Annotated in this window: 28 protein-coding genes and 4 tRNA genes; 13 read left to right on the top strand and 19 right to left on the bottom strand. The window is 66.5% G+C overall.

Annotation, left to right across the window (positions count from 1 at the left end):
- Positions 1–73: 73 nt before the first annotated feature.
- Positions 74–1,048 (top strand): helix-turn-helix transcriptional regulator, encoded by a 975-nt coding sequence (locus ACUDCK_RS05055; RefSeq protein WP_231132886.1) that lies wholly within the window; start codon positions 74–76, stop codon positions 1,046–1,048.
- 242 nt (positions 1,049–1,290) lie between these two features.
- Entirely contained in the window at positions 1,291–2,751 is a 1,461-nt protein-coding gene (locus tag ACUDCK_RS05060; RefSeq protein ID WP_156330720.1) for a DEAD/DEAH box helicase, read from the top strand.
- Between the two features lie 99 nt (positions 2,752–2,850).
- Here ACUDCK_RS05060 and ACUDCK_RS05065 read toward each other — a convergent pair whose 3' ends face one another.
- From ACUDCK_RS05065 to ACUDCK_RS05075, 3 genes are read right to left on the bottom strand one after another with little or no spacing between them, the layout of a single operon-like run.
- Complete coding sequence (locus ACUDCK_RS05065) at positions 2,851–4,071, bottom strand: MFS transporter (RefSeq protein WP_244976923.1); 1,221 nt, start codon at positions 4,069–4,071, stop codon at positions 2,851–2,853.
- A gap of 28 nt (positions 4,072–4,099) precedes the next feature.
- Positions 4,100–5,098 carry an asparaginase gene (locus ACUDCK_RS05070; protein ID WP_175167767.1) on the bottom strand — a complete coding sequence of 333 codons (999 nt, stop codon included), beginning with the start codon at positions 5,096–5,098 and terminating at the stop codon, positions 4,100–4,102.
- Between the two features lie 13 nt (positions 5,099–5,111).
- Positions 5,112–6,017, bottom strand: a complete 906-nt coding sequence (locus tag ACUDCK_RS05075; RefSeq protein WP_175167766.1) for a polysaccharide deacetylase family protein — start codon at positions 6,015–6,017, stop codon at positions 5,112–5,114.
- 174 nt (positions 6,018–6,191) lie between these two features.
- Here ACUDCK_RS05075 and ACUDCK_RS05080 point away from each other — a divergent pair, with 174 nt between their 5' ends.
- A complete protein-coding gene (locus tag ACUDCK_RS05080) occupies positions 6,192–6,968 on the top strand; it encodes an IclR family transcriptional regulator (protein ID WP_054432929.1) in 777 nt (258 codons plus the stop codon).
- Positions 6,969–7,024: 56 nt separating this feature from the next.
- On the opposite strand, the gene ACUDCK_RS05085 is transcribed toward ACUDCK_RS05080, so the two are convergent.
- The gene (locus ACUDCK_RS05085) at positions 7,025–7,408 is read right to left on the bottom strand and encodes a thioredoxin family protein (RefSeq protein ID WP_175167765.1); all 384 of its coding nucleotides are present in this window, start codon (positions 7,406–7,408) and stop codon (positions 7,025–7,027) included.
- Between the two features lie 63 nt (positions 7,409–7,471).
- Between ACUDCK_RS05085 and ACUDCK_RS05090 the strand changes: the two genes are divergently transcribed.
- The 3 genes from ACUDCK_RS05090 to ACUDCK_RS05100 all read left to right on the top strand — a co-directional run bounded on the left by ACUDCK_RS05090 (position 7,472) and on the right by ACUDCK_RS05100 (position 10,157).
- Positions 7,472–8,275 (top strand): EI24 domain-containing protein, encoded by an 804-nt coding sequence (locus tag ACUDCK_RS05090; RefSeq protein WP_064523861.1) that lies wholly within the window; start codon positions 7,472–7,474, stop codon positions 8,273–8,275.
- A gap of 46 nt (positions 8,276–8,321) precedes the next feature.
- Positions 8,322–9,134 (top strand): competence/damage-inducible protein A, encoded by an 813-nt coding sequence (locus ACUDCK_RS05095; protein WP_054501759.1) that lies wholly within the window; start codon positions 8,322–8,324, stop codon positions 9,132–9,134.
- Positions 9,135–9,293: 159 nt separating this feature from the next.
- On the top strand, positions 9,294–10,157 hold the full coding sequence (locus ACUDCK_RS05100; protein ID WP_054501758.1) for an IclR family transcriptional regulator: 864 nt from the start codon (positions 9,294–9,296) through the stop codon (positions 10,155–10,157).
- A 132-nt stretch (positions 10,158–10,289) separates the two neighbouring features.
- Here ACUDCK_RS05100 and ACUDCK_RS05105 read toward each other — a convergent pair whose 3' ends face one another.
- On the bottom strand, positions 10,290–11,267 hold the full coding sequence (locus ACUDCK_RS05105; protein ID WP_049071679.1) for a tripartite tricarboxylate transporter substrate binding protein BugD: 978 nt from the start codon (positions 11,265–11,267) through the stop codon (positions 10,290–10,292).
- 383 nt (positions 11,268–11,650) lie between these two features.
- Between ACUDCK_RS05105 and phaP the strand changes: the two genes are divergently transcribed.
- Positions 11,651–12,229, top strand: a complete 579-nt coding sequence (gene phaP, locus ACUDCK_RS05110; protein ID WP_054501756.1) for a TIGR01841 family phasin — start codon at positions 11,651–11,653, stop codon at positions 12,227–12,229.
- A gap of 127 nt (positions 12,230–12,356) precedes the next feature.
- On the opposite strand, the gene ACUDCK_RS05115 is transcribed toward phaP, so the two are convergent.
- The 5 genes from ACUDCK_RS05115 to ACUDCK_RS05135 all read right to left on the bottom strand — a co-directional run bounded on the left by ACUDCK_RS05115 (position 12,357) and on the right by ACUDCK_RS05135 (position 16,599).
- Positions 12,357–13,397, bottom strand: coding sequence for a quinone-dependent dihydroorotate dehydrogenase (locus tag ACUDCK_RS05115; RefSeq protein WP_064523864.1), 1,041 nt, complete (start codon positions 13,395–13,397; stop codon positions 12,357–12,359).
- Between the two features lie 56 nt (positions 13,398–13,453).
- Positions 13,454–14,203, bottom strand: a complete 750-nt coding sequence (locus ACUDCK_RS05120) for an arginyltransferase (protein ID WP_054501754.1) — start codon at positions 14,201–14,203, stop codon at positions 13,454–13,456.
- A 116-nt stretch (positions 14,204–14,319) separates the two neighbouring features.
- Positions 14,320–15,078: a leucyl/phenylalanyl-tRNA--protein transferase gene (gene aat, locus ACUDCK_RS05125; RefSeq protein ID WP_054501753.1), complete on the bottom strand. Its 759-nt coding sequence runs from the start codon at positions 15,076–15,078 to the stop codon at positions 14,320–14,322.
- Positions 15,075–15,656, bottom strand: a complete 582-nt coding sequence (locus tag ACUDCK_RS05130) for an NUDIX hydrolase (RefSeq protein WP_054501752.1) — start codon at positions 15,654–15,656, stop codon at positions 15,075–15,077. Before ACUDCK_RS05130 ends, aat begins: the two co-directional genes overlap by 4 nt.
- Before the next feature lie 10 nt (positions 15,657–15,666).
- The gene (locus tag ACUDCK_RS05135; protein ID WP_054501751.1) at positions 15,667–16,599 is read right to left on the bottom strand and encodes a LysR family transcriptional regulator; all 933 of its coding nucleotides are present in this window, start codon (positions 16,597–16,599) and stop codon (positions 15,667–15,669) included.
- A gap of 123 nt (positions 16,600–16,722) precedes the next feature.
- Here ACUDCK_RS05135 and ACUDCK_RS05140 point away from each other — a divergent pair, with 123 nt between their 5' ends.
- Together ACUDCK_RS05140 and ACUDCK_RS05145 are read left to right on the top strand one after the other, a co-directional pair.
- Complete coding sequence (locus ACUDCK_RS05140) at positions 16,723–17,124, top strand: DoxX family protein (RefSeq protein WP_054501750.1); 402 nt, start codon at positions 16,723–16,725, stop codon at positions 17,122–17,124.
- 97 nt (positions 17,125–17,221) lie between these two features.
- Complete coding sequence (locus ACUDCK_RS05145) at positions 17,222–17,674, top strand: nuclear transport factor 2 family protein (protein WP_064523871.1); 453 nt, start codon at positions 17,222–17,224, stop codon at positions 17,672–17,674.
- A 47-nt stretch (positions 17,675–17,721) separates the two neighbouring features.
- Here the strand turns inward: ACUDCK_RS05145 and ACUDCK_RS05150 are convergent, their stop codons facing one another.
- The 6 genes from ACUDCK_RS05150 to ACUDCK_RS05175 form a co-directional block, all read right to left on the bottom strand.
- Positions 17,722–18,312 carry a DUF2946 family protein gene (locus ACUDCK_RS05150; RefSeq protein ID WP_144655823.1) on the bottom strand — a complete coding sequence of 197 codons (591 nt, stop codon included), beginning with the start codon at positions 18,310–18,312 and terminating at the stop codon, positions 17,722–17,724.
- Between the two features lie 2 nt (positions 18,313–18,314).
- Positions 18,315–18,650 (bottom strand): hypothetical protein, encoded by a 336-nt coding sequence (locus ACUDCK_RS05155; protein ID WP_054501964.1) that lies wholly within the window; start codon positions 18,648–18,650, stop codon positions 18,315–18,317.
- A 92-nt stretch (positions 18,651–18,742) separates the two neighbouring features.
- Positions 18,743–18,816: transfer RNA gene (locus tag ACUDCK_RS05160), tRNA-Cys, on the bottom strand.
- A gap of 54 nt (positions 18,817–18,870) precedes the next feature.
- Positions 18,871–18,946: transfer RNA gene (locus ACUDCK_RS05165), tRNA-Gly, on the bottom strand.
- Positions 18,947–19,031: 85 nt separating this feature from the next.
- Positions 19,032–19,310, bottom strand: coding sequence for a hypothetical protein (locus ACUDCK_RS05170; RefSeq protein WP_175167764.1), 279 nt, complete (start codon positions 19,308–19,310; stop codon positions 19,032–19,034).
- Positions 19,311–19,314: 4 nt separating this feature from the next.
- Positions 19,315–19,390: transfer RNA gene (locus ACUDCK_RS05175), tRNA-Gly, on the bottom strand.
- 207 nt (positions 19,391–19,597) lie between these two features.
- Here ACUDCK_RS05175 and ACUDCK_RS05180 point away from each other — a divergent pair.
- The gene (locus tag ACUDCK_RS05180) at positions 19,598–20,077 is read left to right on the top strand and encodes a carboxymuconolactone decarboxylase family protein (protein ID WP_054501747.1); all 480 of its coding nucleotides are present in this window, start codon (positions 19,598–19,600) and stop codon (positions 20,075–20,077) included.
- Positions 20,078–20,134: 57 nt separating this feature from the next.
- Here the strand turns inward: ACUDCK_RS05180 and pdxR are convergent, their stop codons facing one another.
- Positions 20,135–21,550 (bottom strand): MocR-like pyridoxine biosynthesis transcription factor PdxR, encoded by a 1,416-nt coding sequence (gene pdxR / locus ACUDCK_RS05185; protein WP_054501746.1) that lies wholly within the window; start codon positions 21,548–21,550, stop codon positions 20,135–20,137.
- Positions 21,551–21,660: 110 nt separating this feature from the next.
- Between pdxR and ACUDCK_RS05190 the strand changes: the two genes are divergently transcribed.
- Together ACUDCK_RS05190 and ACUDCK_RS05195 are read left to right on the top strand one after the other, a co-directional pair.
- Positions 21,661–22,107 carry a GNAT family N-acetyltransferase gene (locus tag ACUDCK_RS05190; RefSeq protein WP_064523874.1) on the top strand — a complete coding sequence of 149 codons (447 nt, stop codon included), beginning with the start codon at positions 21,661–21,663 and terminating at the stop codon, positions 22,105–22,107.
- Positions 22,104–22,784 carry an FMN-dependent NADH-azoreductase gene (locus ACUDCK_RS05195; RefSeq protein WP_175167763.1) on the top strand — a complete coding sequence of 227 codons (681 nt, stop codon included), beginning with the start codon at positions 22,104–22,106 and terminating at the stop codon, positions 22,782–22,784. The genes ACUDCK_RS05190 and ACUDCK_RS05195 overlap by 4 nt, the downstream gene beginning before the upstream one ends.
- Here ACUDCK_RS05195 and ACUDCK_RS05200 read toward each other — a convergent pair.
- Positions 22,781–23,113 carry an immunity protein Imm33 domain-containing protein gene (locus tag ACUDCK_RS05200; protein ID WP_175167762.1) on the bottom strand — a complete coding sequence of 111 codons (333 nt, stop codon included), beginning with the start codon at positions 23,111–23,113 and terminating at the stop codon, positions 22,781–22,783. The two genes, ACUDCK_RS05195 and ACUDCK_RS05200, sit on opposite strands and share 4 nt — an antisense overlap.
- A 139-nt stretch (positions 23,114–23,252) precedes the next feature.
- Positions 23,253–23,328: transfer RNA gene (locus tag ACUDCK_RS05205), tRNA-Gly, on the bottom strand.
- Between the two features lie 285 nt (positions 23,329–23,613).
- Between ACUDCK_RS05205 and murB the strand changes: the two genes are divergently transcribed.
- On the top strand, positions 23,614–24,648 hold the full coding sequence (murB, locus tag ACUDCK_RS05210; RefSeq protein WP_175167761.1) for a UDP-N-acetylmuramate dehydrogenase: 1,035 nt from the start codon (positions 23,614–23,616) through the stop codon (positions 24,646–24,648).
- Positions 24,649–24,659 lie beyond the last annotated feature (11 nt).

The following is a 24,659-nucleotide window of genomic DNA, read 5'->3' on the forward strand; positions in this document are numbered from 1 at the left end:
GAGAATTATTGTTGTTTGATGGGCGTCGCGCTGACGTTTTCGGTGCCGCCGTTGTTCAAATCGGGGTCTAAATTTGGATTTCGCCATCGGCGCTATCGCGCCCCCCGCCGCCGGGCCTATCGCGCGCGCCGACCATCCGTTGCTGTCGGCGGTGGCCATGCCGCCCGAGTGGATGACGATGCTGCGCATGGAGTCGCGTGACGACGACCTGGCCCTGACCGTCTGGAGCGGTACGCCCGCGGTCGGGCTCAACGTCAACGCCGAAGGCCCGCCGATGTTCTGCATCGCGGTTTTCCTGGATGGCCGTGCGCGCATGTCGATCCAGGGGGGAGAGCCGTTGGCGGTGGGGCCGGGCATGGCCGTGGTGCAAACCGGCGAGCGCGGGACACGCGGCTGGTTTCACATGCCGGGCAGGCAGAATGTCCGTCTGGTGGACATTCGTTATTCACCCGCCGGGCTGCTGCGCGCCGGCGGCAGGCCGCTGGCCGCGCTGCGCGGCGCTTTCGTGCTCGATCACAGCGTGCCGGCCACGGGATCGCTGATGGCGGGCTTTCCCGCGCCGCCAGGCTTGTTGCGGCTGGCGGCGGACGTACTGGACTGCCGCCACGAAGACGCCACCGCGCGCCGCTTGTATATGCGCGCCAAGGCGCTCGAAGCCCTGGCCATCGTGCTGGAAACCATGAGCGACGCGGCCGCGGAGCCGCCGGTGGCGCCGCGCGAACGGCGCCTGCTGGCGCAGGCGCGGCGCCTGATAGAAGCCCGCTACGGCGAGGAATGGACGGTATCGCGGCTGGCGCGCGAGGTTGGCCTGAGCGAAAAGAAGCTCAAGGCCGGCTTTCGCCAGGTCGCCGGCCGTTCGGTCCACGCCTATCTGAAATCGGTCCGGCTGGACGCCGCGGCGTCCATGCTGGAGGCCGGTTACAGCGTCACCGACGCCGCGCTGGCCACCGGATTCGGCAACCTGAGCCATTTCAGCAAGAGCTTCCGTCAGGCCAAAGGAGTCGCTCCCCGGCAGTGGCTTGACCGCCCCGGCGTCCGGCTGCGCTAAAATTAAGTTATCCACAGCAATCCGGGCCTGGTACTGCCCTCATAAGTATCGAAACCAGAATGCGCCACCTGGCCTGCAAGGCAGGGTGCCGATTGCCCGCGACGCGCTTGCGCTTCGGGTGGTTCGCACGTGGCCGCGCGAGCGTGGCGCGCGTTCCGGTTGTCCCGATGCATATGCAGTGCAGTGCTTGCAGCACTCTCGTTTTGTTCTTTTTCACTGGTCCCGGTACTTGCCTAACCCTGATGACTGAATCCACTCAATCCGCAGCACCCACCGCCGAAGCGCCCGCGCCGACGCCCACGTTCTCCGACTTCGGGCTGCATCCCCTGCTGTTGCAGTCGATCGCCGAAACCGGCTACACCACGCCCACCCCGATCCAGGCGCAAGCCATTCCCGTCGTGGTCGAGGGGCGCGACGTCATGGGCGCGGCCCAGACCGGCACCGGCAAGACGGCGGCCTTCACGCTGCCGATCCTGCATCGCCTGATGCCGCTGGCCAACACCAGCGCCTCCCCCGCCCGCCATCCGGTGCGCGCGCTGATCCTCACGCCCACGCGCGAGCTGGCCGACCAGGTCTACGAAAGCGTCAAGCGCTACAGCAAGCAGACGCCGCTGCGTTCCGCGGTGGTCTTCGGCGGCGTCGATATCGGTCCGCAGAAGGAAGCGCTGCGCCGTGGCTGCGAAGTGCTGGTGGCCACGCCCGGCCGCCTGCTCGACCACGTCGAGCAGAAGAACGTGAACCTGAGCCAGGTCGGTATCCTCGTGCTGGACGAAGCCGATCGCATGCTGGACATGGGCTTCCTGCCCGATCTCGAACGCATCATCCGGCTGCTGCCCGCGCAGCGCCAGGGTCTGCTGTTCTCGGCCACCTTCAGCAACGAAATCCGCAAGCTCGGCCGTTCGTACCTGAACCACCCGGTCGAAATCGAAGTCGCGGCGCGCAATGCCACGGCCAACACCATCACGCAGATCGCCTACAAGATGTCGGGCGACCAGAAGCGCGCCGCGGTGGTGCACCTGGTGAAGTCGCGCGGCCTCAAGCAGGTCATCGTGTTCTCGAACACCAAGATCGGCACGGCGCGCCTGGCGCGCGAGCTCGAGCGCGACGGCGTCAAGGCCGAATCGATCCACGGCGACAAGACCCAGGCCGACCGCATGAAGGCGCTCGAAGCCTTCAAGGCCGGCGAACTTGAAGTGCTGGTCGCCACCGACGTGGCGGCGCGCGGCCTGGACGTGGCCGGCGTGCCTTGCGTCATCAACTACGACCTGCCCTACAACGCCGAGGATTACGTGCACCGCATCGGCCGTACCGGCCGCGCCGGCGCCACGGGCGAAGCCATCGCCCTGTTCACCGGCGACGAAGAGCGCTTCCTGCTCGACATCGAAAAGCTGATCAAGCGCGAAGTGCCGCGCGGCACGCTGGAGCTGCCCGCCGACCTGGTCGCGCGCAGCCATCATGGCCATGGCCGCCGCGAAGAGCGCGCCGCGTCGCCGCGCGAAGGCGGCCGCGAGCGTGGCCGTTCGTCGGAACGCCGTTCGAGCGGCGGTTCGTCGCGCCAGCCGGTGGACGATTTCTTCCTCAAGCCCTACGAGCCGTCGACGTCGTCGGCCCCGGCCGAAGAGCCCGACGCGCCGCGCCAGGGCGGCAACTCGTCTGCGCCCAAGCGCCAGATCGCCGTCCTGCTGGGCGGCAGCCGCAAGTAGTGGCAGCGCCGCGCGCCCGCATCGCCGATGCGGCCCGCGCCAAAGGAAAAGCGTCCTCGATGGACGCTTTTTTATTTCAAGACAACGGTGATGCGACGTTCATGGGGCGCTTGCCGTCGTTGTGGGGATCGGATCCGGGCGCCGCACGCCGGCCGCGATCGAGAGCAAGGCCGCAAGGATCGCGCAGCCCGTTACCTGGAGAATGCCGGCCTGAGTCCAACCCAGCGTCAATTTCAATTGGCCCAGCAAATACCCGGCGAAGGCCGCGGGCACATACAGGCTGGCCACGAACAGGCCCGAGGCCTGCGCCGCCTTGGCCCGGCTGACGGATTTGATGATGCCGGCCGACAGGTTGGCATACACCATGCCGCTGATGGCGGCGCCGAAGATGAACGACATGGCGGCGTGCGCACTCAGCGATTTCTCCAGGTCGGTGAACAGCAGTCCTCCGGCCAACGCCGACAGCAGCAGCGACCCGAACAACAGTTTGCGGTAGTCGTAGCGGTCTCCGAGCCAGCCTCCCAGCAGCGATAGCAGGGCGCCCAGGCCGTAGAAGCTCACTGCGCCCGCCGCCTGTTTGGGGCTAAAACCGAGGGCTTCGCGCAGGTAGGTGGGATACAAGCCCAGATAGCCATAGATCGACAGACCGGCGAACGCGGTCGCGATGGCCAGCATGACTGGCGTGCGCGCCCACAGGCTTGTCCCGGCCGCCGGGCTGGCGGTGTCTTCGACCTGCGTCGGCAGCGCTTGCGCTTCGCTGAACCAGGGTTTGACCAGTGGCACGATCAGGATGATGGCGATGATGCCCGACAGGCCGAAAACGATGAAGGGCATCTGCCAGTGGCTCGCGGCCAGGATCGCCGCGCCGAGATTGGGACCGATGATGGCGCCAATGCCGAATGTGAAATTCAGCGAGCTCGCGGCGACCGCCCGGTGCCGCAGGAAGTAGCTCGTGCCAATGGCGAGCAGCGCCGTCAGCTGCATGGCTTCGCCCAGGCCGGAAATGAACCGGTAGGCCAGCAGGTCCGGCAGTCCTTTCGCATAGGCGGTGAGGAAGGTGGCCACGGAAAAGATGACCAGCCCGATCAGCGTGACGGACTTGCGCGACACCTTGCCCAGCAGATAGCCGGTGGGTATGCCGGCCAGGCCCATGCCCAGCGTGAAGACCGTCGACGCCAGGCCGACCTGGGGCAAGGTCAGGCCCAGGGCGTTGCGTACATCGGTGGCAAGGACCGAAAACAGCTGCCGGTCGATGGCGTTGATGACATATGAGAAAAGCAGTACGGCGAACATCCCGAGCGCGTAGCGGCGCGTTTGCATGGCAGTCTCCTTTGAATGTCGATGGGCCCTAGGCGAGCGCGTCGCAGCGTCGGGCGAATTCGGCGGGCAGCGCCTCCGGGGAAGCGCCTGTGGCGAGCAGCAGGCGCAGCAGCAGGCGCGCCTTCAGGCCGCCCAGCGCGCCGCCATGGATCAGCCCGCGGGACAGCAGATCCTTTTCCGATCCGGGGAAGGCATAGGCGGCGCGCAGCACCGGACCGGCGGCCACTCGGGTGCTGAGCACGACGGGCATCCGCGCCGCCAGGTCGCCTAGCAGCGGGGCGAGGTGGCCTGGCACATGGCCGGCCCCCATCGCCTCGATGACCGTGCCGCGAAAGCCCAGGTCAGGTAGCACGGGCAGCAATCTGCCGTCGTCGTCCAGGCCGATACGCAGCAACGCGATGGGCGCTTCCTGCAATGGGCGCGGAGACAGCAGCGCGGGTAGCGGCGTCAGTCGGGCGTGCAGATGCAGGCGCCCCTCGCAAAGCGTGCCCAGCGGTCCCCGGCCGGGCGAATGGAAGGCCGACGGCAGCGTGGTATGCGCTTTCTGCACATGGCGGGCGGCGTGCACCTGGTCGCCAAGCACCACCAGCGCGCCCATGCCGGCCGCCGCGGGGGCGGCGGCCACGGTGACCGCCGCCAGCAGATTGGCGGGGCCGTCGGCGCCTGGCGCCGACGCGCCGCGCATCGCTCCGGTGACGACGATGGGCAGCGGGCGGCGCGCCAGCAATTCCAGGGCGAAGGCAGTCTCGTCGATGGTGTCGGTGCCCTGGACCACCACCGCGCCCTGGCAGCCGCGCGCGAATCCTTCGTCGATCAACGCCGCCAGCCGTGCGAGATCTTGCTGCGTCAAGGACGCCCCGGGTTTGTTGGAGAATGCGATGACCTCCAGGCTGGCCACCGCGGCCAGGTCCGGAACGGCGGCGACCAGGGCATGGGCGTCCAATGCGGGCGCGATGCCGCCATCGGCGCCGGGCGTCATGGCGATCGTGCCGCCGGTGGCCAGCAGGAGAACGCGGGGAAGGTCCATGTTCGGCTCCGGGCTAGGCCTGCTCGGGTTGGTCGGCTTGATTCCGATAGATATCGAGAATGTCGCCGCCGGTGCACAGACACACATCCGGGTGCGACAGGATGTGGTCGTACAGCTCGGCCAGGTAGCGGATGCGATGCGGCGCGCCCGTCAGATAAGGGTGGATCGAGATCGCCATGACCCGCGGGATGCTCGCCCCTTCCCGGTAGAGCTGGTCGAACTGGTCGCGGCCGCGGATCAGCAATTCCTCGGACCGGTGCTGCTGCACGGCGGAGATGACGACATCGTTGAGTTCGACGGTGTAGGGCACCGACAGCATGTTTCCCGTGCGTGTCCTGATGGGCACCGGCTGGTCGTCCAGCACCCAGTCGGCCACGTATTCGATGCCGGCGGCGGCCAGCAGATCGATCGTGTCATCCGTCTCGGTCAGGCCGGGGCTTTCCCAGCCTCGCGGCGCCCGGCCGGTGACATCGCGGATGGCCGCGATCGTGTCGCGGATCGCCGCGGCCTGGTCCGCCACCCGGTGCATCGGTTGCTGCACATGGCCGTGGCCCATGAATTCCCAGCCGGCCGCCAGCGCCGCCTGGCAAGCCTGGGCGTATTCGCGGCAGGCGGTGCCATTGACCGCCAACGTGGCCTTCAGCCCGCGCGCGCCCAAGGTCTCGAGGAAGCGCCAGAAGCCGACGCGCATGCCGTACTCGTGCCAGCACCAATTCGGAATGTCCGGCAGCAACGGCTGTCCCATCGGCGGAGGCAGGACGGCGCGCGGCATCGCGTGTTGCGGCAGCCAGTTTTCCACGTTGACGATGGTCCAGACGGCAACGCGCGCGCCGTCGGGCAGGACGAATGGGCGACGTTGGGTAATCGGCTCGTAGGCGACGCGATCGCGAGCGGACCAGACGGGCGAGGGGTGATTCATCGGCAGGCTCCATGTGAGGAAACACGCGGGAGCAGTTCACGTTTTATTCCATTATTTGGAATTGAATGGAGATCAATGATTCAGTGAAATACTCCTGCAACTGGCGATAAATGCTAGCGTTGCGATAAATTCACTCGCAACACAACCGAAAATAATTCCACTAATTGGAATGGTATGAATGATTCCCTCGCGCGGGTCGATGGCGCCCAAGGCATTACCCGGGCGGTGCTGGTGCTCAAACTGTTGGCGCGCCAGGCCGATGTCGGCCTGCGGCTGGTCGATCTGGCGCAGGCCGCGCAATTGACGCGGCCCACCATGCATCGGCTGCTGAAAGCGCTCGTCGCGCAAGGGATGGCGGTGCAGGATGCCGCGACCCGTCGTTACCGGCTGGGTCCCCTGGTGTTCGAGCTGGGCCTGGCGGCGGCGCATCGTTTCAATCTGCGCGACCTGAGCACGGCCACCCTGGCGGACCTTGCCCGCGTGACGGGCGATACGACGTTCCTGTTTGTGCGCAGCGGCGACGACGCCGTCTGCATCAATCGCATCCAGGGGACCTATCCCGTGCAGACGCCGGCGCTGCCGCTGGGCAGCCGCCAACCCCTGGGGGTCAGCGCGGGCGGCCTGGCGCTGCTGGCGGCGTTACCGGCCGCGGAACAGAAACGCATCATCGAGGCCGTTGCGCCGCGGCTCGGGGCATATGGGGAATTGGACGCCGACGACGTCCGCGCGCATTGCGCGCTGGTGGCAAAGGTTGGCTACGCGCACATCGCCAACCGCGCGGTGCCCGGCATCAGCGCGCTGGGTGTCCCCGTGTATGGCGAGAGTGGCCTGTTGCTGGCCGCTGTCACGGTCGCCGCGACTCACAACCGCATGACGGATGCCCGGGTGCGTGAGATCGTGCCGCTGCTGCGTGGGGCGGCGCAAGCCATCGGCGCCTTGTTGCAGCAATAACGACGCATTGGGCCGAGCCTCCCCGGGGGGCGTGGATGTCCGGCCCGGCGTGGCCGTCAGGCGGCGAGCAGGCGGGGCAGGTCGGGTAGCGCCGAGGTGACCGCCGCGCTGCGTTCGTCCAGGCTTTCCAACAGACGTTCCAGATGGCCGATGTGCGGCAGCATCGGGCCGTAGAACACCACGCGGCCGCCGATCTGGATGAGCAGAGTCGGGAAGTTCTCGACGTCGACTTCCCCCAGCAATTCGGCATGATCCTCGATGTCGATCCAGGCGAAGACATGCTGCGGCAGCGCGCTGGACAGCGCCCGCAGCTTGGGTTTGTATTCCTCGCAGGTGTCGCACCAGGCGGCGCAGAAACAGGCGACCAGCCAGGCATCGGGCGAGGCCGCCAATTGGGCGCGCAGGGCGGTGAGGTCGGAGCCGGGTACAAGTAATGTCATACGAGCGCAGGGGGGCGTGTTTGACTATCATACCCGGGATGACCACCTTCCTTTCGTCCTGCGATGACCGCCTTGCGCACTGATTCCCCGCCGCCCGAAGCCGGCCGCTTCGCCCGTGCCGCCACCGGCGTCGGGTTGGCGTTCAAGCGCGCCCTGGTGTCGCAATGCCATCCAACGATGCTGTTCGCGGTGCTGCTGCCGTTCCTGATTGCGCTGGTCGGGGTGGTGCTGCTGTTCTGGCTGTTCTGGACGCCCCTGACCGACTGGCTTGCCGCCCAGGCCTCGCATTGGGACTTCATCAACCGCACCGAGGAATGGCTGCTGGCGATGGGGCTGTTCTCGCTCAAGATCTACCTGGTGCCGGTGATCGCGGTGTCGATCCTGCTGCCGCTGTCGGGCGTGCTGGGCCTGGCGATCGCCGCCGTTTTCGTCATGCCGCTGGTGCTGCGCCACGTGGGCCACCGCGAGTACGCCGGCCTCAGCCGGCAGGGCAAGCTGGCGACCTCCGTCAGCGTCTGGAACGCGATCTGGGTATCGGGCGCGTTCGTGCTTGGCTGGCTGTTCACCATGCCGTTGTGGCTGGTCCCGCCGATGGCCTTGATCCTGCCGATCTTCTGGTGGACCTTCGCCTTTTCGCGCATGATGCGGGTCGACGCCATCGTCGAACACGCCAGCCCGGCCGAGCGCAAGCTCATCCTGGAGCGCCACAACGGCGGCTTCTGGATCATCGGCCTGATCTGTTCGTTGCTGAACCTGCTGCCGCCTGCCTGGATTATCCTGCCGGTGTTCTCGGCACTGGTCTACGCGCACTACGGCCTGGACGCGCTCCAGCGGCTGCGCCAGGAACGCACCATCGACGTCGCCTGACGCGGCGCCTTCGCCTTCATTCAACCGCCAATCTCTGGAACCGGACATGGCTGCAGAATCCGCCTCCCGCCGTATCGGCCTCATCATCGTCGGCGACGAAATCCTGTCGGGCCGCCGCCAGGACAAGCACTTTTCCAAGGTCGTCGAGCTGCTCGGCGCGCGCGGCATGCAACTGGCCTGGGCGGAGTTCCTGCCCGACGACCGTGACGTGCTGGTTGCCGCCTACCGGCGCAGCTTCGCCACCGGCGACGTGGTGTTTTCCTGTGGCGGCATCGGCGGCACGCCGGACGACCATACCCGCCAGGCCGCCGCGGCGGCCCTGGACCTGCCGCTGGCCCTGCATCCCGAGGCCGAGCAGGCGATCGCGCTGCGCACCGCCGAAATGGCGGCCAAGGGGCAGGGCACGGCCGACATGAGCGCGCCCGAGAACCAGCAGCGGCTGCAGATGGGCGTGTTTCCCGAGGGCTGCGAGATTGTGCCCAATCCGTACAACAGGATTCCGGGCTTCTTCATCCGCGACCATACCTTCGTGCCAGGCTTTCCCGTGATGGCCTGGCCGATGCTCGAATGGACCCTCGATACGCGTTATCGTGCGTTGCAGCATACGCGCCGCCACGCGGAGCATTCGTTCCTGGTGTTCAGCATGCCGGAATCGCGCATCACGCCGGCCATGCAAACCGTCGAGAGCCGCTGGCCCGGGGTGCGCGCCTTCAGCCTGCCGAGCGTCGGCGAAGCCGGCGGCACGCCGCACATCGACCTGGGCGTGAAGGGCGAGCCCGAGGCGGCGGCCGAGGCATTGGCGTTCCTGCGGGCCGAAGTGCTGCGCCTGGGAGGCAAGCTGGCGCCACCCGCGGGTTGAATCGGGAGCGCTAAGGAAAACGGGGCATGTCCCCGTTTCCAAGGCCAAAAAACGATTGCCAAACGGCCCGGTAAATTTCACAATACGGGAAAGAACTGTTTGCTGCGTTGCCGCAAGTCTGGTCTCTTTCGGTGGCGCCGCGCTTGCCCTTCCTTTCCTATGTCCCGTCCTTCTTCCACCCGTAATGCCCTGGACGCCGAGGCCGATGGCGCTTCGGGCAGTCCCATCGCCATTCAGGTCATCGAGCGCGCCATGCGCCTGCTCGATGCGCTGGCCGCGCAGCCCGAACCCGTCACGCTCAAGGAATTGTCCGCGACCACCGGCCTGCATGCCTCGACCGCGCACCGCATCCTGAACGACCTGGTCGTGGGACGCTATGTCGAACGTGTCGACAACGGCCTGTATCAGTTGGGCATGCGCCTGCTGGAGCTGGGCTCGCTGGTCAAGGGGCGGCTGAATGTGCGCGAGGCGGCCATTTCGGCGATGCGGTCGCTGCACAAGCTCACGGGTCAGACGATCAACCTGTCGGTGCAGCAGGGCGACGAAATCGTCTACATCGACCGCGCCTGGAGCGAGCGCTCGGGCATGCAAGTGGTGCGCGCCATCGGCGGCCGCGCGCCCCTGCACCTGACCTCCACCGGCAAGCTGTTCCTGTCCACCGGCGACGCCCGCCAGGTGCGCGCCTACGCCTTGCGCACCGGCCTGGCCGGCCATACGCGCAACAGCCTGACCGATCTCGACCGCCTCGAACGCGAGCTGGCGCTGGTGCGTCGCCATGGCTACGCCCGCGACAACGAGGAACTGGAGCTGGGTGTGCGCTGCATCGCGGCGGGCATTTTCGATGACACCGGCAAGCTGGTCGCCGGTCTGTCGATCTCGGCGCCCGCCGAACGCTTGCAGGACGACTGGATCAAGGCCCTGGTGGATACGGCCGCCAGCATTTCCGAGGCGCTGGGCTACGAGCCCTCGGTATCCAGCGGCTTCAACGGCCTGGGTATGGCGGCGGAAGCGATGCGCACCTGATCGCCTGCGTTGCCGCGGCCATGAAAAAGCCCCCCGGTTTCAGCAACCGAGGGGCTTTTTCATGGCCGTGGCGAAACTATCCGCCAGGCGCGATGCACAGCGCAGGCCCCGCCCGGCGGGGCCCGCCCTGAATTACTGCTGTTCGACGCCGGCCTTCTTGAACAGCTCGGCCCACTGCGGGACCTGCTGCTTGACCTTGGCGTCCAGGGCCTGCGGGTTGGCGTCGGCGGTCAGCACCGTGGCGCCCAGTTGCTTCATGCGTTCTTGGAACTTTGGATCCGCCAGGCCAGCCTGCAGGCTCTTGACCAGCTTGTCGACCACCGGCTTGGGCGTGCCCTTCGGCACCCACATCCCATGCCAGATACCCACTTCGAAACCCTTGAAGCCGGACTCGTCCATGGTCGGCAGCTTGGGCAGGGTGGGCACGCGCTGCAGGCTGGTGACAGCGTAGGCCTTGACCTTGCCGCTGTCGATCTGCTGCGTGGTGTTGGTGGTCTGGTCGCACAACAGGTCGACCTGCTTGCCCAGCAGGTCGTTCATGGCTGGCGCCGTGCCCTTGTAGGGGATGGTCAGCAGTTGCACGCCCAGGGCCTCGACCAGCATGGTGCCGCACAGGTGGCTGGCGGCGCCGATGCCGGCGTTGGCCAGCGAGACCTTGTCCTTGTTCTTTTTGACGTAGTCGGCCAGTTCCTGGATGTTGTTGGGCGGGAAGTCGGAGCGCGCGATGATGGTCATGGGCACGTCGACCACCAGGCCGATCGGCTCGAAGCTCTTGTAGGGGTCGTACCCCGGGTTCTTGTAGAGCGACGGCGCGGTCGAGAAGCCGGCGTGCATCAGCAGCACGGAATAGCCGTCCGGCTGCGAGCGGGCCACCTGCGTGGTGCCGATCGTGCCGCCCGCGCCGCCCTTGTTTTCGACCACGACGGTCTGGCCCAGCGAATGCCGCATGGCTTCAGCCAGCGAACGCGCGACGTTGTCCGTCGGACCGCCGGCGGCGAAAGGCACCACCATGTTGATGGGGCGTTCCGGGAATTCCGCGTGGGCGGCGCCGGCCGCGAGCATGGCGCTGGCCGCGAGCAGGGCCGAAAGCGTGCGGGGGATGAGGGTCATGAAGTCTCCAATTGCAGGGTTTTGCTTGCTGCGATGTGTTTTTGACCGCTGACTTATCGTTTGTGTTTATCTGTCATCAGCGTGCAAGCAGTGTAGAAAAGAATTGATACGCCGTCATGTCCGGTATTTCCCGAATCATGGGAAATGCTTGAGTTGGATCAATCCTGCACCGGCGCCTGCACTGTTAATGTGCAAATAGTTGTTGCGTTGCACCAATATTGCTTGACAAGGTTTTTTAGGCCCGTAGAATATCAATTGTGCAGTGCATCAAACGGGCCGGCGGTAGCTTGTAGTACCAGTTTCCGCGCACGTTCCTTATTTCGTCGCAGACACCATCCTTACTCGCCGGACAGCCTCCGGCTACCCCTAAAAGGAGCAATTCTATGAGCGCTATCCCGCAACAAGTCCTGGACCGTCAAAAAGCCAGCATCAACACTTTCGTGGCCGCCCAGTCGGCCGTGTTCGCCGGCTTCGAAAAGCTGGTCGAGCTGAATCTGAAGGTCGTGCGCGCCACCCTGGACGAAGTCGCCCAGAAGTCGCAGCAAGCCGCTGAAGTGAAGGACCCGCAGGAAGCCGCGGCGTTCGCCTCCGGCCTGCTGCAGCCGGGCGCCGAAAAGGCCCTGGCCTACACCAAGCACGTGTATGACATCGTCGCTGGCGTGCAGGGCAATCTGGTCAAGCTGACCGAAGAACAGATCGCCGAAGGCCAGCAGCAACTGAGCGAAGCCGTCGAGCAGTTCTCCAAGAACGCGCCGACGGGTTCGGAAAGCGCGGTCGCCCTGATCAAGTCCTCGCTGGCCACCGCCAACAGCGCCTACGATTCCCTGACCAAGGCCGCCAAGCAGGCCGCCGAGGTCGCCGAGTCGAACCTGAATGCCGCCGCCAACGCAACCTTCAAGGCCGCGACGGATGCCGCCGACGCCGCCACCAAGGTTGCCAGCCGTAGCCGTCGCAGCGCCTGAGTATTTGGCGCGTGATGCTGCGCAAATCGCAGTAATGTAGTACTGTTGAGTGACAGAGCAGAGCTGGAATTAGGGCCACCCTTCGGGTGGCCTCTTTTTTTGCCCGTTTTCCGGGGCGCGCCGGCGTTCAGCGGGCGACGGCCCGCACGCACTCGCCCACCAGGGCCGGGCCGCGGTAGATCAGGCCGGTATATAGCTGCACCGCGTCGGCGCCAGCCTGCATTTTCTCCAGGGCCTGGCGGCCCGACAGCACACCGCCCACGCCGATGATCGCCAGGCTGTCGCCCAGGCGTTCCTTCAGCCTGCGGATCACCGCCAGCGACAGTTCATGCACCGGCGCCCCGGACAGGCCGCCCGCTTCCTCGGCGTGCGCCAGGCCGGTGACCGCGTCGCGGGATAGCGTGGTATTGGTGGCGATGACGCCGTCGATGCCATGGCGCGGCAGCGCGTCGGCGATGGCGTCGATCTGTTCGGTGGTGAGGTCGGGGGCGATCTTGACCGCCATCGGCACACGATGCTGGTGCTGGTCTTCCAGTGCGCGGCGCTTGTCCGCCAGTTGCGCCAGCAGGGCCGACAATTCGTCGCCGCCTTGCAGGGCGCGCAGATTCTTGGTGTTGGGCGATGAGATGTTCACCGTGACGTAGTCGGCGTGCGGGTACACGCCGGCCAGGCCGATCAGGTAGTCGTCGGCCGCGCGCTCGATCGGGGTGTCGGCATTCTTGCCGATGTTCAGGCCGAGGATGCCGCCCTGCTTGCGCCACTGGCTGCGCTGCACGTTGGCCAGGAACGCGTCCAGCCCCTGGTTGTTGAAGCCCAGGCGGTTGATCAGCGCGTTGGCGCGCGGCAGGCGGAACATGCGCGGCTTGGGGTTGCCCGGCTGTGCCCGGGGAGTTACCGTGCCGACCTCGACGAAACCGAACCCCAGATTGCCGAGCGCGTCGATATAGGCGCCGTTCTTGTCCAGTCCCGCCGCCAGTCCGATGGGGTTGGCCAGCCGCATGCCCATCAAGGTGCAGGGCGCCTTGGGCTGGGCGTGCAGCAGCTTGCGCGTGGCGCCGCAGTCATAGGCCCGCTGCAGTCCCGACAAGGTGACTTCGTGGGCGGTTTCCGCGTCCATGGCGAACAGCGCCGGGCGGGCCAGGGGATAGGCGTGGAAGAGGATCGACATGGAGCGGGATTGTAAAGCGTCTTTGGCCCGCCCTGCGGGCCAGGCTCGGTCGCGGATCAGGCCTGGGGACCGGACGCGGCGGGCGCGGGCGGCTCTCCCCAGGCGCCGTCGACCAGATACTGGGCGGGATGGAAGCTGGCCTTGTACGACATTTTCTGGCTGTCGGCGATCCAGTAGCCCAGGTAGAGCCACGGGAGATTGAGCGTGCGGCATTGCTCGATCTGCCAGAGGATGCTGTAGGTGCCCAGGCTGCCCGGCACGTCGGGGTCGTAGAAGGTGTAGACGGACGACAGGCCGTCGTCCAGCACGTCGATGATCGAGACCATCATCAGCACCCCCGCGGGATCGCGGAATTCGACAAGGCGGGTGTTGACGCGGCTGGTTAGCAGGAACTGCGCGTACTGCGTGCGGCTGTCCTCGTCCATGCCGCCGCCGGGATGGCGCCCCTGCTGGTAGCGGGTATAGAGCCGATAGTGTTCTGGCGACCAGGCCAATTCGGCCACGAACGACTGCAGGTTGCGATGGTCTCGCCACGCACGGCGCTGGCTGCGGTTGGGCGCGAAGCTGGCGGTGTCGACCCGCACCGGCACACAGGCGTGGCAGTTGTCGCAGTGCGGGCGGTAGGTGAACAGGCCGCTGCGTCGAAACCCTTGCTCGACCAACTGAGAGTAGGTGCCGGCGTTGATCAGGTGGCCGGGTGCGGCGACCTGCGACCGCGCCTGGCGTCCCGGCAGATAGCTGCAAGGGTAGGGAGCGGTCGCGTAGAACTGCAGCGTGGAGAAAGGTAATTCTTTGAGCTGGCTCATGTGGAATCCCGGCGTCCGGCGCCAAGTCCGTGACGGGGACCACTACATATTAACGCCTAACACGGCCGGTGATGTGCGGGGAGGGCGGCGCGCGGCGCCACCCGGCGGGGAGGCCGTCAGGCCGGGGCGCCCGGCGCCAGGGGCAGCAGCCGCCCCCCGCTGTCCAGCCGTCCCGGACCCCAGGTCAGCGGCGGTTGCGCGGTGGCGGCGCGTATGTGCTCCAGGAAGCGCGAGCGCGGCACCGGCCGCGCGCCCAGGCTGGCGAGATGGCGGGTCTGCTGCTGGCAGTCGATCCATTGCACGCCCTGCGCGCTGACGTAGCGCACCAGGTAGGCCAGCGCGACCTTGGAGGCGTTGGGCACGCGCGTGAACATCGATTCACCGAAGAACATGCGGCCCAGGTTGATGCCGTACAGGCCGCCGGCCAGTTCGCCGTCGATCCAGGTTTCGATGCTGTGGACGTAACCTGCCCGGTGCCAGTCGAGGTAGGCCTGCCGCATGGCGGCGGTGATCCAGGTGCCGGGCTGGCCATCGCGCGGCGCGGCGCAGTGCGCCATCACCGTGGCGAATGCCGTATCGACCCGCACCTCGATGCGCGGCGCGGCCTCCTGCTCTTGGCTGGCGATCTGGCGCAGCAGCTTGCGCAGCGAGTGCGAGGGCGCGAAGTCGCGACAGGCCAGCACCATGCGCGGATCCGGGCTCCACCACAGGATCGGCTCGCCCTCGGAATACCAGGGAAAGATACCGTTCGAATAGGCCTGGATCAGGCGCGGCGTGGACAGGTCGGCACCGGCCGCCAGCAGGCCGTCCGGATCCGTCAGGGCGAATTCAGCCGGTGGAAACGGCGTGTCCGCGGCAAGCCAGGGCAGCTTCAACGGTGCGATTCTAGGGTGTAGTGGTGAGGGCCGAACGTGCCGCGCCTGCGGTCCTCGAAATAGCGTTGCAACGTGGTCGCCACGGTGCGGAACGCCAGGTCGTCCCAGGGAATGTCGGCCTCGTCGTAGAAGCGGGCTTCCAGGCTTTCCGGGCCGGGATCCAGCTCGGGGCCCAGCACCTCGGCCAGATAGAAGACATGCACCTGCTCGATCTGCGGCACGTCGATGATGGTGTAGATATCGCCCAGCCGGATGCGTGCGCCGGATTCTTCCAGCGTTTCGCGGCCGGCGCCTTGCGCGGTGCTCTCGCCCAGTTCCATGAAGCCGGCCGGCAGCGTCCAGGTGTTGTAGCGTGGCTCGATGGCGCGCCGGCACAGCAGCACGCGGTTGTCCAGAACCGGCACCGTGCCCACCACCAGCCGCGGATTCTGGTAGTGGATCGCGCCGCAGTGGTCGCAGATGTCCCGTTCGCGGTTGTCGCCCTCGGGCACCCGGCGGTTCACGGGCGAGCCGCATTGGCTGCAGAAATTCGCACGGCGCGGCGCGGGGAAGTATTCGAGGGGCGATTTGGCGGTCATGGCTACGATTCTAACGGCTGTGGCGCCGGCTGGCGCGCCGCGCGGGCGCCATCGGCGCGCGGGTGCCGAAGCGTTCTTCCAGGTGTTCGACGAAGGAACGCACCTTGGGCGAGAGGAAGCGCCGGTGCGGATAGGCGGCGTACATGGAAATCGGGGTGTGGGCGTAGTCCTGTAGCAGCGCGGTCAGGCGGCCGGCGCGCACGTCCTCGCCCACCAGGAATTCCGGCTGCAGGATCACGCCGTGCCCGGCCAGCGCCGCGGTGCGGAGTACGTCGCCATTGTTGGCGCGCAGGGCGGCGTTGATCCGCACCAGGTGGGTGACCCCGTCCTTCTCGAAATGCCATTCGTTGCCGGTGCTGGCGTAGGCGTAATGCAGGCAGCGGTGCTGTTTCAGGTCGTCCGGTGTCTGTGGCACGCCATGGCGTTCCAGGTAGGCGGGCGCGGCGCACACCAGCAACTGCTGCGGCGCCAGCGGTCGCGCCACCAGCGACGAATCCTGCAGCGGGCCGATACGCACCGCGACGTCGTACCCATCCTCTACCAGGTCGACGACGCGGTCGTTCAGATCCAGGTCGATGATGACGTCGGGATAGCGCAGCAGGTATTCGGCGATGGCCGGTCCCAGGTGCAGGATGCCGAACGAGACCGGCGCGCTGACGCGCAGGCGCCCGCTGGGCGCCTGGCCCTCGGCCTGCAGCGACAGCTCGAGGTCGGCCACTTCCGCCAGGATCGGCCGCACCCGCTCGTAGAAGGCGCGGCCGGCGTCGGTCATGCTGAGCTTGCGGGTGGTGCGGTTCAGCAGCCGCACGCCGTATTTTTCTTCGAGGTATGCGATCTGGCGCGTGACCACGGAGCGCGCCTGCCCCATCTTGTCCGCGGCGGCCGCGAACGAGCCCAGTTCCACGACTCGGGCAAAGGTCTGCATGGCAGTGTGGGTGTCCATGATTGTTACCTAATGGGGAACAATAAGTTGCGATTTTGCATGTTTATCTTTGTTTTTGGAATCGCAAGAATAGCGGCCATGAAGAATCTTCCCGTTCTGGGCGATTCGCTCACGGAGAATGCAATGATCGATACCCGTACCGCGCCTTATGCCGCGCTCCTGCTCCGCATCGCGCTGGGCGTGATGTTCCTGGCCCATGGCCTGACCAAGCTGCTGGTGTTCACCCTGCCGGGCACCGCGCAGTTCTTCGCCAAGATCGGCTTTGCCGGCTGGCTGGCGTATCCGGTGACCTTCTTCGAGATCGGCGCCGGCGCGCTGCTGATCCTGGGCGTGTGGCCGCGCTGGATCGCCGTGATCGCGGCGGTGCAGTTGTTCGTCGCTTCCACCGTGCACTTCGGCAACGGCTGGGGCTTCAGCAACCCCAACGGCGGTTGGGAATATCCGGTGTTCCTGTCGGTGGCCGCGGCGGTCCTGGCGCTGCTGGGTGACGGCAAGTTCGCGCTGCTCAAGAGCGGTCGCGGCTGACCGGGTCGCGCACCAAACTGTCAACTGGATTGGGCATCGCCCGCCAGGCGGCCGGCACCTAGAATGGGCCGGCCGCCTTGGCTTTTCTGGAGATTCCATGTCGTTCATCACGCGTGTCTTCGGCGCAGTCCTGTTTGCCGCCGCCCTGTCGCCCGCCGTCCAGGCCTCGACCGAACAAGAGGCCGCCAACAAGGCGGCCGTGTTGGCCTTCTATGAGAAGGGCCTGAACCAGAAAGACGCGGACGCCGCCGTGAAGTATCTGGGCGACCGCTACATCCAGCACAATCCCAACGCGGCCGACGGGCCCGACGGGTTCCGCAAGTTCATCGCCTTCCTGCGCGACAAATATCCGCAATCGAAAAGCGAGATCAAGCGCGTCTTCACCGACGGCGATTATGTGATCCTGCATGTGCACGCGGTGCGCGAACCGGGCACGCGCGGCAACGCCATCATCGACATCTTCCGATTGGAGCGCGGCAAGATCGTCGAACACTGGGACGCGGTGCAGCCAATTCCCGAACAGTCCGCCAACAGCAACGGCATGTTCTGAGGCGTGAGGCTTGCCGCTGGCGCGCCGTCTTGCGCGAACGCGCCGGATCAGGCGGTTGGATTGGCCTGGAAACCCAGGACGTCCGGCACTTGGGCGTGTTCGATCAGGCGCAGTGGCGCCGGGCCGTAGATACCCGGCAGCGCGATCCGCAGTGCTCGCGCAGGGGCCAGGCGATCGATGGCGTCCAGCAGGGCGGCGCCGTCTTCCGTGACGAGTCGCTCCATCAGGGGCGGCAGGTCGCGGTCCAGCACCACGCCGGGGCCCTGCGGCGCCATGGCGTACAACTGTCCGGCGTCATCCAGCCACCAGCCGCTTACCGCGCTCACCGCCTGGCCGGTGTGCGTGAGCAGGGCGCGGCCGGCGTCATCGAGACGCAGCACGTATGGCGCGGCATCGAGCCGCAGGAAGACGCGCTGAGGGCCGTTCTGGAAAAACCAGCGGCCTGCGTCGTCGCGTTCGTAATTGCGGTCGATGAAACCCTGGATCTGGGCATTGGTGATGGACTCGCCGGGCCCGCCCGCGGCGGCCTGCCCTTGCGGATGCAGACGCCAGCGGCCGCGCGGATCCAGCGACAGCCAGCCGAACACCGCAGGCACGTCGGGCCAGCGGGCGATGGCGTCTTTCACCGAGGCATCCATGGTCAGGGGCGGATGATGATGGGGGGCGGGTTGATGATGATGGCGGGCGCGGGCATGGCCGGCACCAGCACGGGCTGGGGGGCGTAGCCGTAGCGGTAGTCGTCGCGGCACTTGCGCTTTTCGCGGTAGTCGCCGTTGCGCTTCCACTTGCGCTCGACTTCACAGGCGCCGTCCCAATACTTCTCTTTATACTCGCCGCGGCCATGACCATGGCCATGGCGATGGTGGTGGCGGTCGGAGTCCGCCTCCGCGGCCAGCGGCGCCAACGTCATCAGCGTGGCCGCGGACAACGCCAGCAGGGTGGAGGAAGCGCGCCGCGAGGTTTGATTGTTGTACATGGGATCGTCGTCAAATGAAAACGGCGTCACCTTAGCAATCAAACGATTGACTGGGCGTAGGGATGGGTAACGAGATGCTGGGGAGGAAATACTGGAGGCGCAAGCCGGAATCGAACCGACGTACACGGATTTGCAATCCGCTGCATAACCACTCTGCCATTGCGCCAGTACTGCAAGAAAAAAGGAAGCTCGGTATAGGCCGGTGCTTCCTTTTTGTATTTGGAGCGGGAGACGAGTCTCGAACTCGCGACCTCAACCTTGGCAAGGTTGCGCTCTACCAACTGAGCTACTCCCGCGTGGGCACTGCGTTTGATGAACCTGTTTTGTCGGTCTCTTTTGAAAGAGGCCGTGTCCACCAAAGACAGCGATTATACACAGTTTTTAGGACTTGTGCGGGTCTGTCCGGGCGTCCGAGAAAAAAAGTTGCCAGATGGTGTCGAGCGCGGCACCTTGCGGGCGGCGCGGCAGCATCGTGCACTCGGGCTGGATGCGGGGCAATGACGATGCGGGCATCGAAGCGCACATCACGGCAATGTCGGGGGAGGCGACAGGAATCTGTCGAGAAGGCAAGCGGCGCCGATCAAGCCGATGGCGATCCGTTTTGGTCGGGAGATCCGGCGGTTGTTCCAACAATGCGGCGACGTTCGTGAAACGGCGCATCTGCTGGAGCGGGAGACGAGTCTCGAACTCGCGACCTCAACCTTGGCAAGGTTGCGCTCTACCAACTGAGCTACTCCCGCGCGGATACTGCTGTACTGCGAAGAGGCGAGAGTATACCGTAATTTGCGGCCAGGGCAAGCGGACGCGGCGCGAGGGAGCGCATGGCATGCGGCATCATGGCCCAGACCCTATGGCGATTCTTGGCGCTTTTGCGCCGCGGTTGCAGGCGGCACTATGTGGGTGTGCGGCGATGTCGTCCGCAATTCCCTCTACAAGGTGTCCGTGACATGACCCAGCGTCTGAATTACTTCCAGGTTTCCGCCGAACTCTCCAAGCATTACCTCGACTTCAGCGCCGCGCTGAAGAAGAAGGCCGTCATCCGGGAATTCAATGATCTCGTGACGATCCGCGCCTCGCAGCTCAACGGCTGCGGCTTCTGCCTGGACATGCACATCAAGCAGGCCAAGATCGGCGGCGAGCGCGAGCTGCGCTTGCACCACATCGCCATTTGGCGTGAATCCACGCTGTTCAGTCCGCGCGAGCGCGCCGCGCTGGAATGGACCGAGGCGTTGACCGCGCTGCACCCGCACGGCGTGTCCGATGCGGTGTACGAGCAGGTCCGCGGCCAGTTGTCCGAAGAGGAAATCTCGGACCTCACCTTCCTGGTGGTGGGCATCAATGGCTGGAATCGTCTGAACGTCGCCTTCCGCACCGAACCGGGTTCCGCCGACGCGGCTTTCGGTCTGGATAAGGCTGGGTTGAGGTAAGCCGGATTGAAGGGGGCGGCGGCGCCTTGTCCGCGGGCGGTTGCGCGCGTGCCGTCGCTACATCAGTTCCAGGATGCGGCGGCCGAGTTGCTCGGCGCGCTCCTGGGACTCGATGTTGGTGAAGCTCATCAGCAGGCCGGCGCCGCACGGCGCGCGGGTCGTCCAGCGCGACAGGGCGTGCGCGTAGATGCCGTGCTCGACCATGCGCTGCGCCAGTGGGCGGTCCGTCTGGTGGCCCTGCATCCGCACCAGCAGGTGCATGCCGCCCGGTTGCGGATTGATCGGCATGGCGGGGCCGAAGACCTTGGCCAGCCCCGCGGCGGTGGCGTTGCGGCGCTCTGAATAGAGCCGCCGCATGCGCTGGATGTGGCGCGCGAAATGACCCTCCAGCATGAAGGCGCTGACCAGCGCCTGGGTCAGGCCCGGAATGCCGTTGCCGAGCACCCGGTTCACGTCCTCGAAGCGCCGCACCTGGGCCTCGGGCACCACCAGATAGGCGAGGCGGATGCCGGGAAACATGACCTTGCTGAACGTCCCGGCATAGAGCACGCGCCCATGGCGGTCCAGGCTCTTGAGCGCCGGCAGCGGCCGACTGACGTAGCGGTACTCGCCGTCGTAGTCGTCTTCCACGATCCAGCGCTGATTGCGCTCGGCCCATTCCAGCAGCGCCTGGCGGCGCGTCAATGACAGCGTCACGCTCAGCGGGCTCTGGTGGGCGGGCGTGACGATCGCGGCGCTCGCCTCTGGCGCCTGCGCAATGCCTTGCGACACCACGATGCCTTCGGCATCGACTTCCACCGGCGCCAGCGCCAGGCCCGAGTGCTTCAACAGTTCGCGCGTCGGCGGGTAACCAGGGTCTTCCACCCAGACCTCGTCGCCGGGCTGCAGCAGCGCCTGGATCACCAGGTTAAGGCTCTCGCGATAGCCGGACGTGATGAACACCTGTGCCGGCGAGCAGTGGATACCGCGCGCGACCTGCAGGTGCGCGGCAATCGCGGTGCGCAGCGCGGGCAGGCCATCGGCCGGCGGGTAGGACAGGTCGGCCGCCTGCGTGGCGCGCAGGTGACGGGCGCCGAGCCGCGCCCAGATCTTGCGCGGAAAGGCGTCCAGCGCCGGCAGGCCCATCTGGAACGGCAACAGCGTCGGCGGCTGGCGCCAGGTGTCGGGGTCCGCCTTGTCGGGTGGCGGCAGTGGCCGGGGCGCGGCCTGCGCCTGCAGGCCGGGGGTGACCACGGTGCCGGCCTGGCCGCGCGGCTGCACATAACCTTCCGCGTGCAGCAGCGAATAGGCCATCTCGATGGTGCCGCGCGCCACGCCCAGGTCCTTGGCCAGTGCGCGCGCGGACGGAATGCGGTCGCCCGGCTTGAGGGTGCCCTGGGCAATCGCGCCGCGAAAGCGCTCGTAGACCTGCCGGTACAGCGGTTCGTCGCCGGAAGCGGCGGGCGGCAGGCTGGCAAGGGAAGCGGGCGTCATGGCCTAGTCGAAAGGTCAATTTATGGTTCTTCAAATTATGGCATGGCTTCCCTAGCATCATGGTTGTGCCTGCCCTGGCGGCGGGTGGTTTCTTTCAAGACAGGATCCTCATGAGTCAACCGGACATTCGCACTATCGAATCAGCCGAGGCGCTGCGCGCCTGTTTTCCAGTCATGCGCGAATTGCGCCCGCACCTGGCCGACGAGCGTGATTTCGCCGAACGCGTCGCGCGCATGCGCGACGAGCGCTACGCCTTGCTGGCGGTGTGGGAAGGCGACGCGCCCGTGGCGCTGGCCGGCTACCGTTTCCAGGAAAACCTGATCTACGGCCGCTTCCTCTATGTCGACGACCTGGTCGTCACCGAGCGCAGTCGCGGCGGGCGCCATGGCGCCGCCCTGCTGCAGGCGCTCGAGCGCATGGCGCGCGAGGCTGGCTGCGCCAAGCTGGTGCTGGACACCGGGCTGGCCAACGCGCTGGCACAGCGCTTCTACTTCCGTCAGGGATTGCTGACCGGCGCGATGCGTTTCAGCAAGGTGCTGGGGGAGCAAGCGGCATGAGCGTCCTGCGTTTGACGTGCAGCCCGCGCGGCGCGGAATCGGAAAGCCACCGGCTGTCGCAGTTCATCGTCGACGGCCTGGCGCGGGCCGATGCCGCGCGTGGCCGCGACCTTGTCGAGATCGACGCCAACCGGTTGCCGCATGTGGATGCCGAATACGCGTGGGCGCTGGGATCGCCCTCCGACCCGGACGGCGATCCCGCCGGATCGTTGCATCAGTCCGACCACCTGATCCAATCCCTGGTCGATGCCGACTACGTCGTCATCGCCACGCCGATGCACAACTACACCGTGCCGTCGGCGTTGAAGGCGTGGATCGATCACGTGGTGCGTGTGCGCAGCACGTTCAGCGTGACGCGCGAAGGCAAGGTCGGCGTGCTGGCCGACAAGCCGGTGTTCGTGGCGGTGGCGTCGGGCGGCCTGTTTTCCGGAGGTGAGGCGCGCCAGCCGGATTTCCTGACGCCCTACCTGAAGGCGGCGCTGGCCACCATCGGCCTGAAGCGCCTGACGTTCTTTTCGGTGGAGGGCACCGCGATGGGCGGGCAGGCGCTGGAGGCGGCCCGGCTGCGGACCCAGGCGGAGATCGCGGCGTACTTCGCGGATGCGGCTGACGCCCTGGCCGCGGTTGCCGTCCAGGCGCCGCGCGGGGACTCCCTTTCCAGCACAGATAGGCCCTAGGCGTCCAACCACACGTCTTCGTAGCCCTGGTCGTCGATGATGAACTTCGTGCCTGGCGGCAGGCGCAGGTAATCGACGACCCGCGGCAGCAGCGTCGCCAGGTGCGCGGTGTGAAGGGGCTGGTAGAAGTCGTCGGCGTCCGAGTATTCGCCGGCGTGGATGAACCAACTGACGGTGCCGTCGCGCGGCAACGCGATGCGCGTGCCGTAAATCGGCATGGCGCCAAGGGTATGCAGGGCGACCGCGACCATCTCTTCCGGCGCCATGCCCTGCATGCCGTATCGGGCGCAGATCTCGTCCTGTGCCGCCGTTCGCGGGGGTGTCGTCATGGGTGTCGTCATGAGTGTCGTCATGCAGGCCATTTCCGGTTGTTCTCGCGAATGTGTGATTGTCGCCGCGGAAATGAAAAAAGGGCCCGCAGGCCCTTTCTTGCAACATGCGCAGTGTGAAGACACTGCCCATAAAATCTGGAGCGGGAGACGAGTCTCGAACTCGCGACCTCAACCTTGGCAAGGTTGCGCTCTACCAACTGAGCTACTCCCGCATGGGTCCGCAATCTCTGGCTTGGTGAAAATTCCACGCAGTGCCAGTGCAAACCATTTCTTATTGCCAACCACTTTCGTGGTTGCCTGATCAACTTGGTTATCGATCAGAAGGCGCGCATTCTACATGATTTTTTTCGATCGTGCTTGCCGCTGGCAGATTGCCGTGGCAGGCGGATCGCGCTGAACTTCGCGTGGCCAAGGCTGCAACTGAGTGCTGTCTGGCTGCCAAGCTCAATCAAGTAATATGAGCGAAGACAGAAAATATAGCATACCCGGTAGTATCCATGTCAAATTCCTCTGCCACCGCGGCTGTCCTCACTCCCGAGGCGCGGGACCTTTCCGCCTTGAACACCCTGGGCCTGGCGTCCACGGCCCCGGCCTGCGTCACGCTCGACGATGTGGCGCAACTGCCGGCCCTGTCGGCCCTGGCCGCGCGGCACGACCGGCTGCTGGTGCTGGGCGGTGGCAGCAATGTGGTGCTGCCCGAGGCCGTGCCGGGCCTGGTGGCGCGCGTGGCGCTGCGGGGCGTGCGCCTGCTGCGGGCCGAGCCTGATGCTTGGCTGGTGGAGGCGGCAGGCGGCGAGACCTGGCACGACTTCGTCGCCGAGTGCGTGAGGCAGGGCTGGGACGGCCTGGAAAACCTGGCGTTGATCCCCGGCACGGTCGGCGCGGCGCCGGTGCAGAACATCGGCGCCTACGGGGTCGAGCTGGCCGACCGCTTCGACAGCCTGACGGCCTGGGACGTGCAGGCGGGCCGGTATGTCGACCTGAGCGCGGCCGATTGCCGCTTCGCCTACCGCGACAGCATTTTCAAGCACCAGCCGCCCGGAAGTTGGGTGATCGTGGCGGTGCGCTTGCGCTTGCCGCGGCCCTGGCGGCCGGTGTTGTCGTACCCGGACCTGCAGCGTCATCCCGGCCTTATGGAAGAGCCGTCGGCGCGCGCCATCTTCGAGGCGGTCTGCGCGATCCGGCGTGCCAAGCTGCCGGACCCGGCGGTCACCGGCAACGCCGGCAGTTTTTTCAAGAATCCCATCGTGTCCGCGGCGCAGCGCGAAGCGCTCGTATCCCGTTATCCCGGCCTGGTGTCGTATGCGCAGCCGGACGGCAGCTACAAGCTGGCGGCCGGCTGGCTGATCGACCAGTGCGGCTGGAAGGGGCGCAGCCTGGGCGCGGCCGGGGTGCATGACCGGCAGGCGCTGGTGCTGGTGAATCGCGGGGGCGCCACCGCCGCCGACATCCTGGCGCTGGCGCGCGCGATCCAGGATGCGGTCGCCGAGCGCTACGGCGTGGCGCTGGAGCCGGAGCCCGTGGTGGTGTGACCTGGTGCTGC

The sequence above is a fragment of the Achromobacter sp. CF-sbj1-Ac2-l genome (assembly GCF_052698165.1).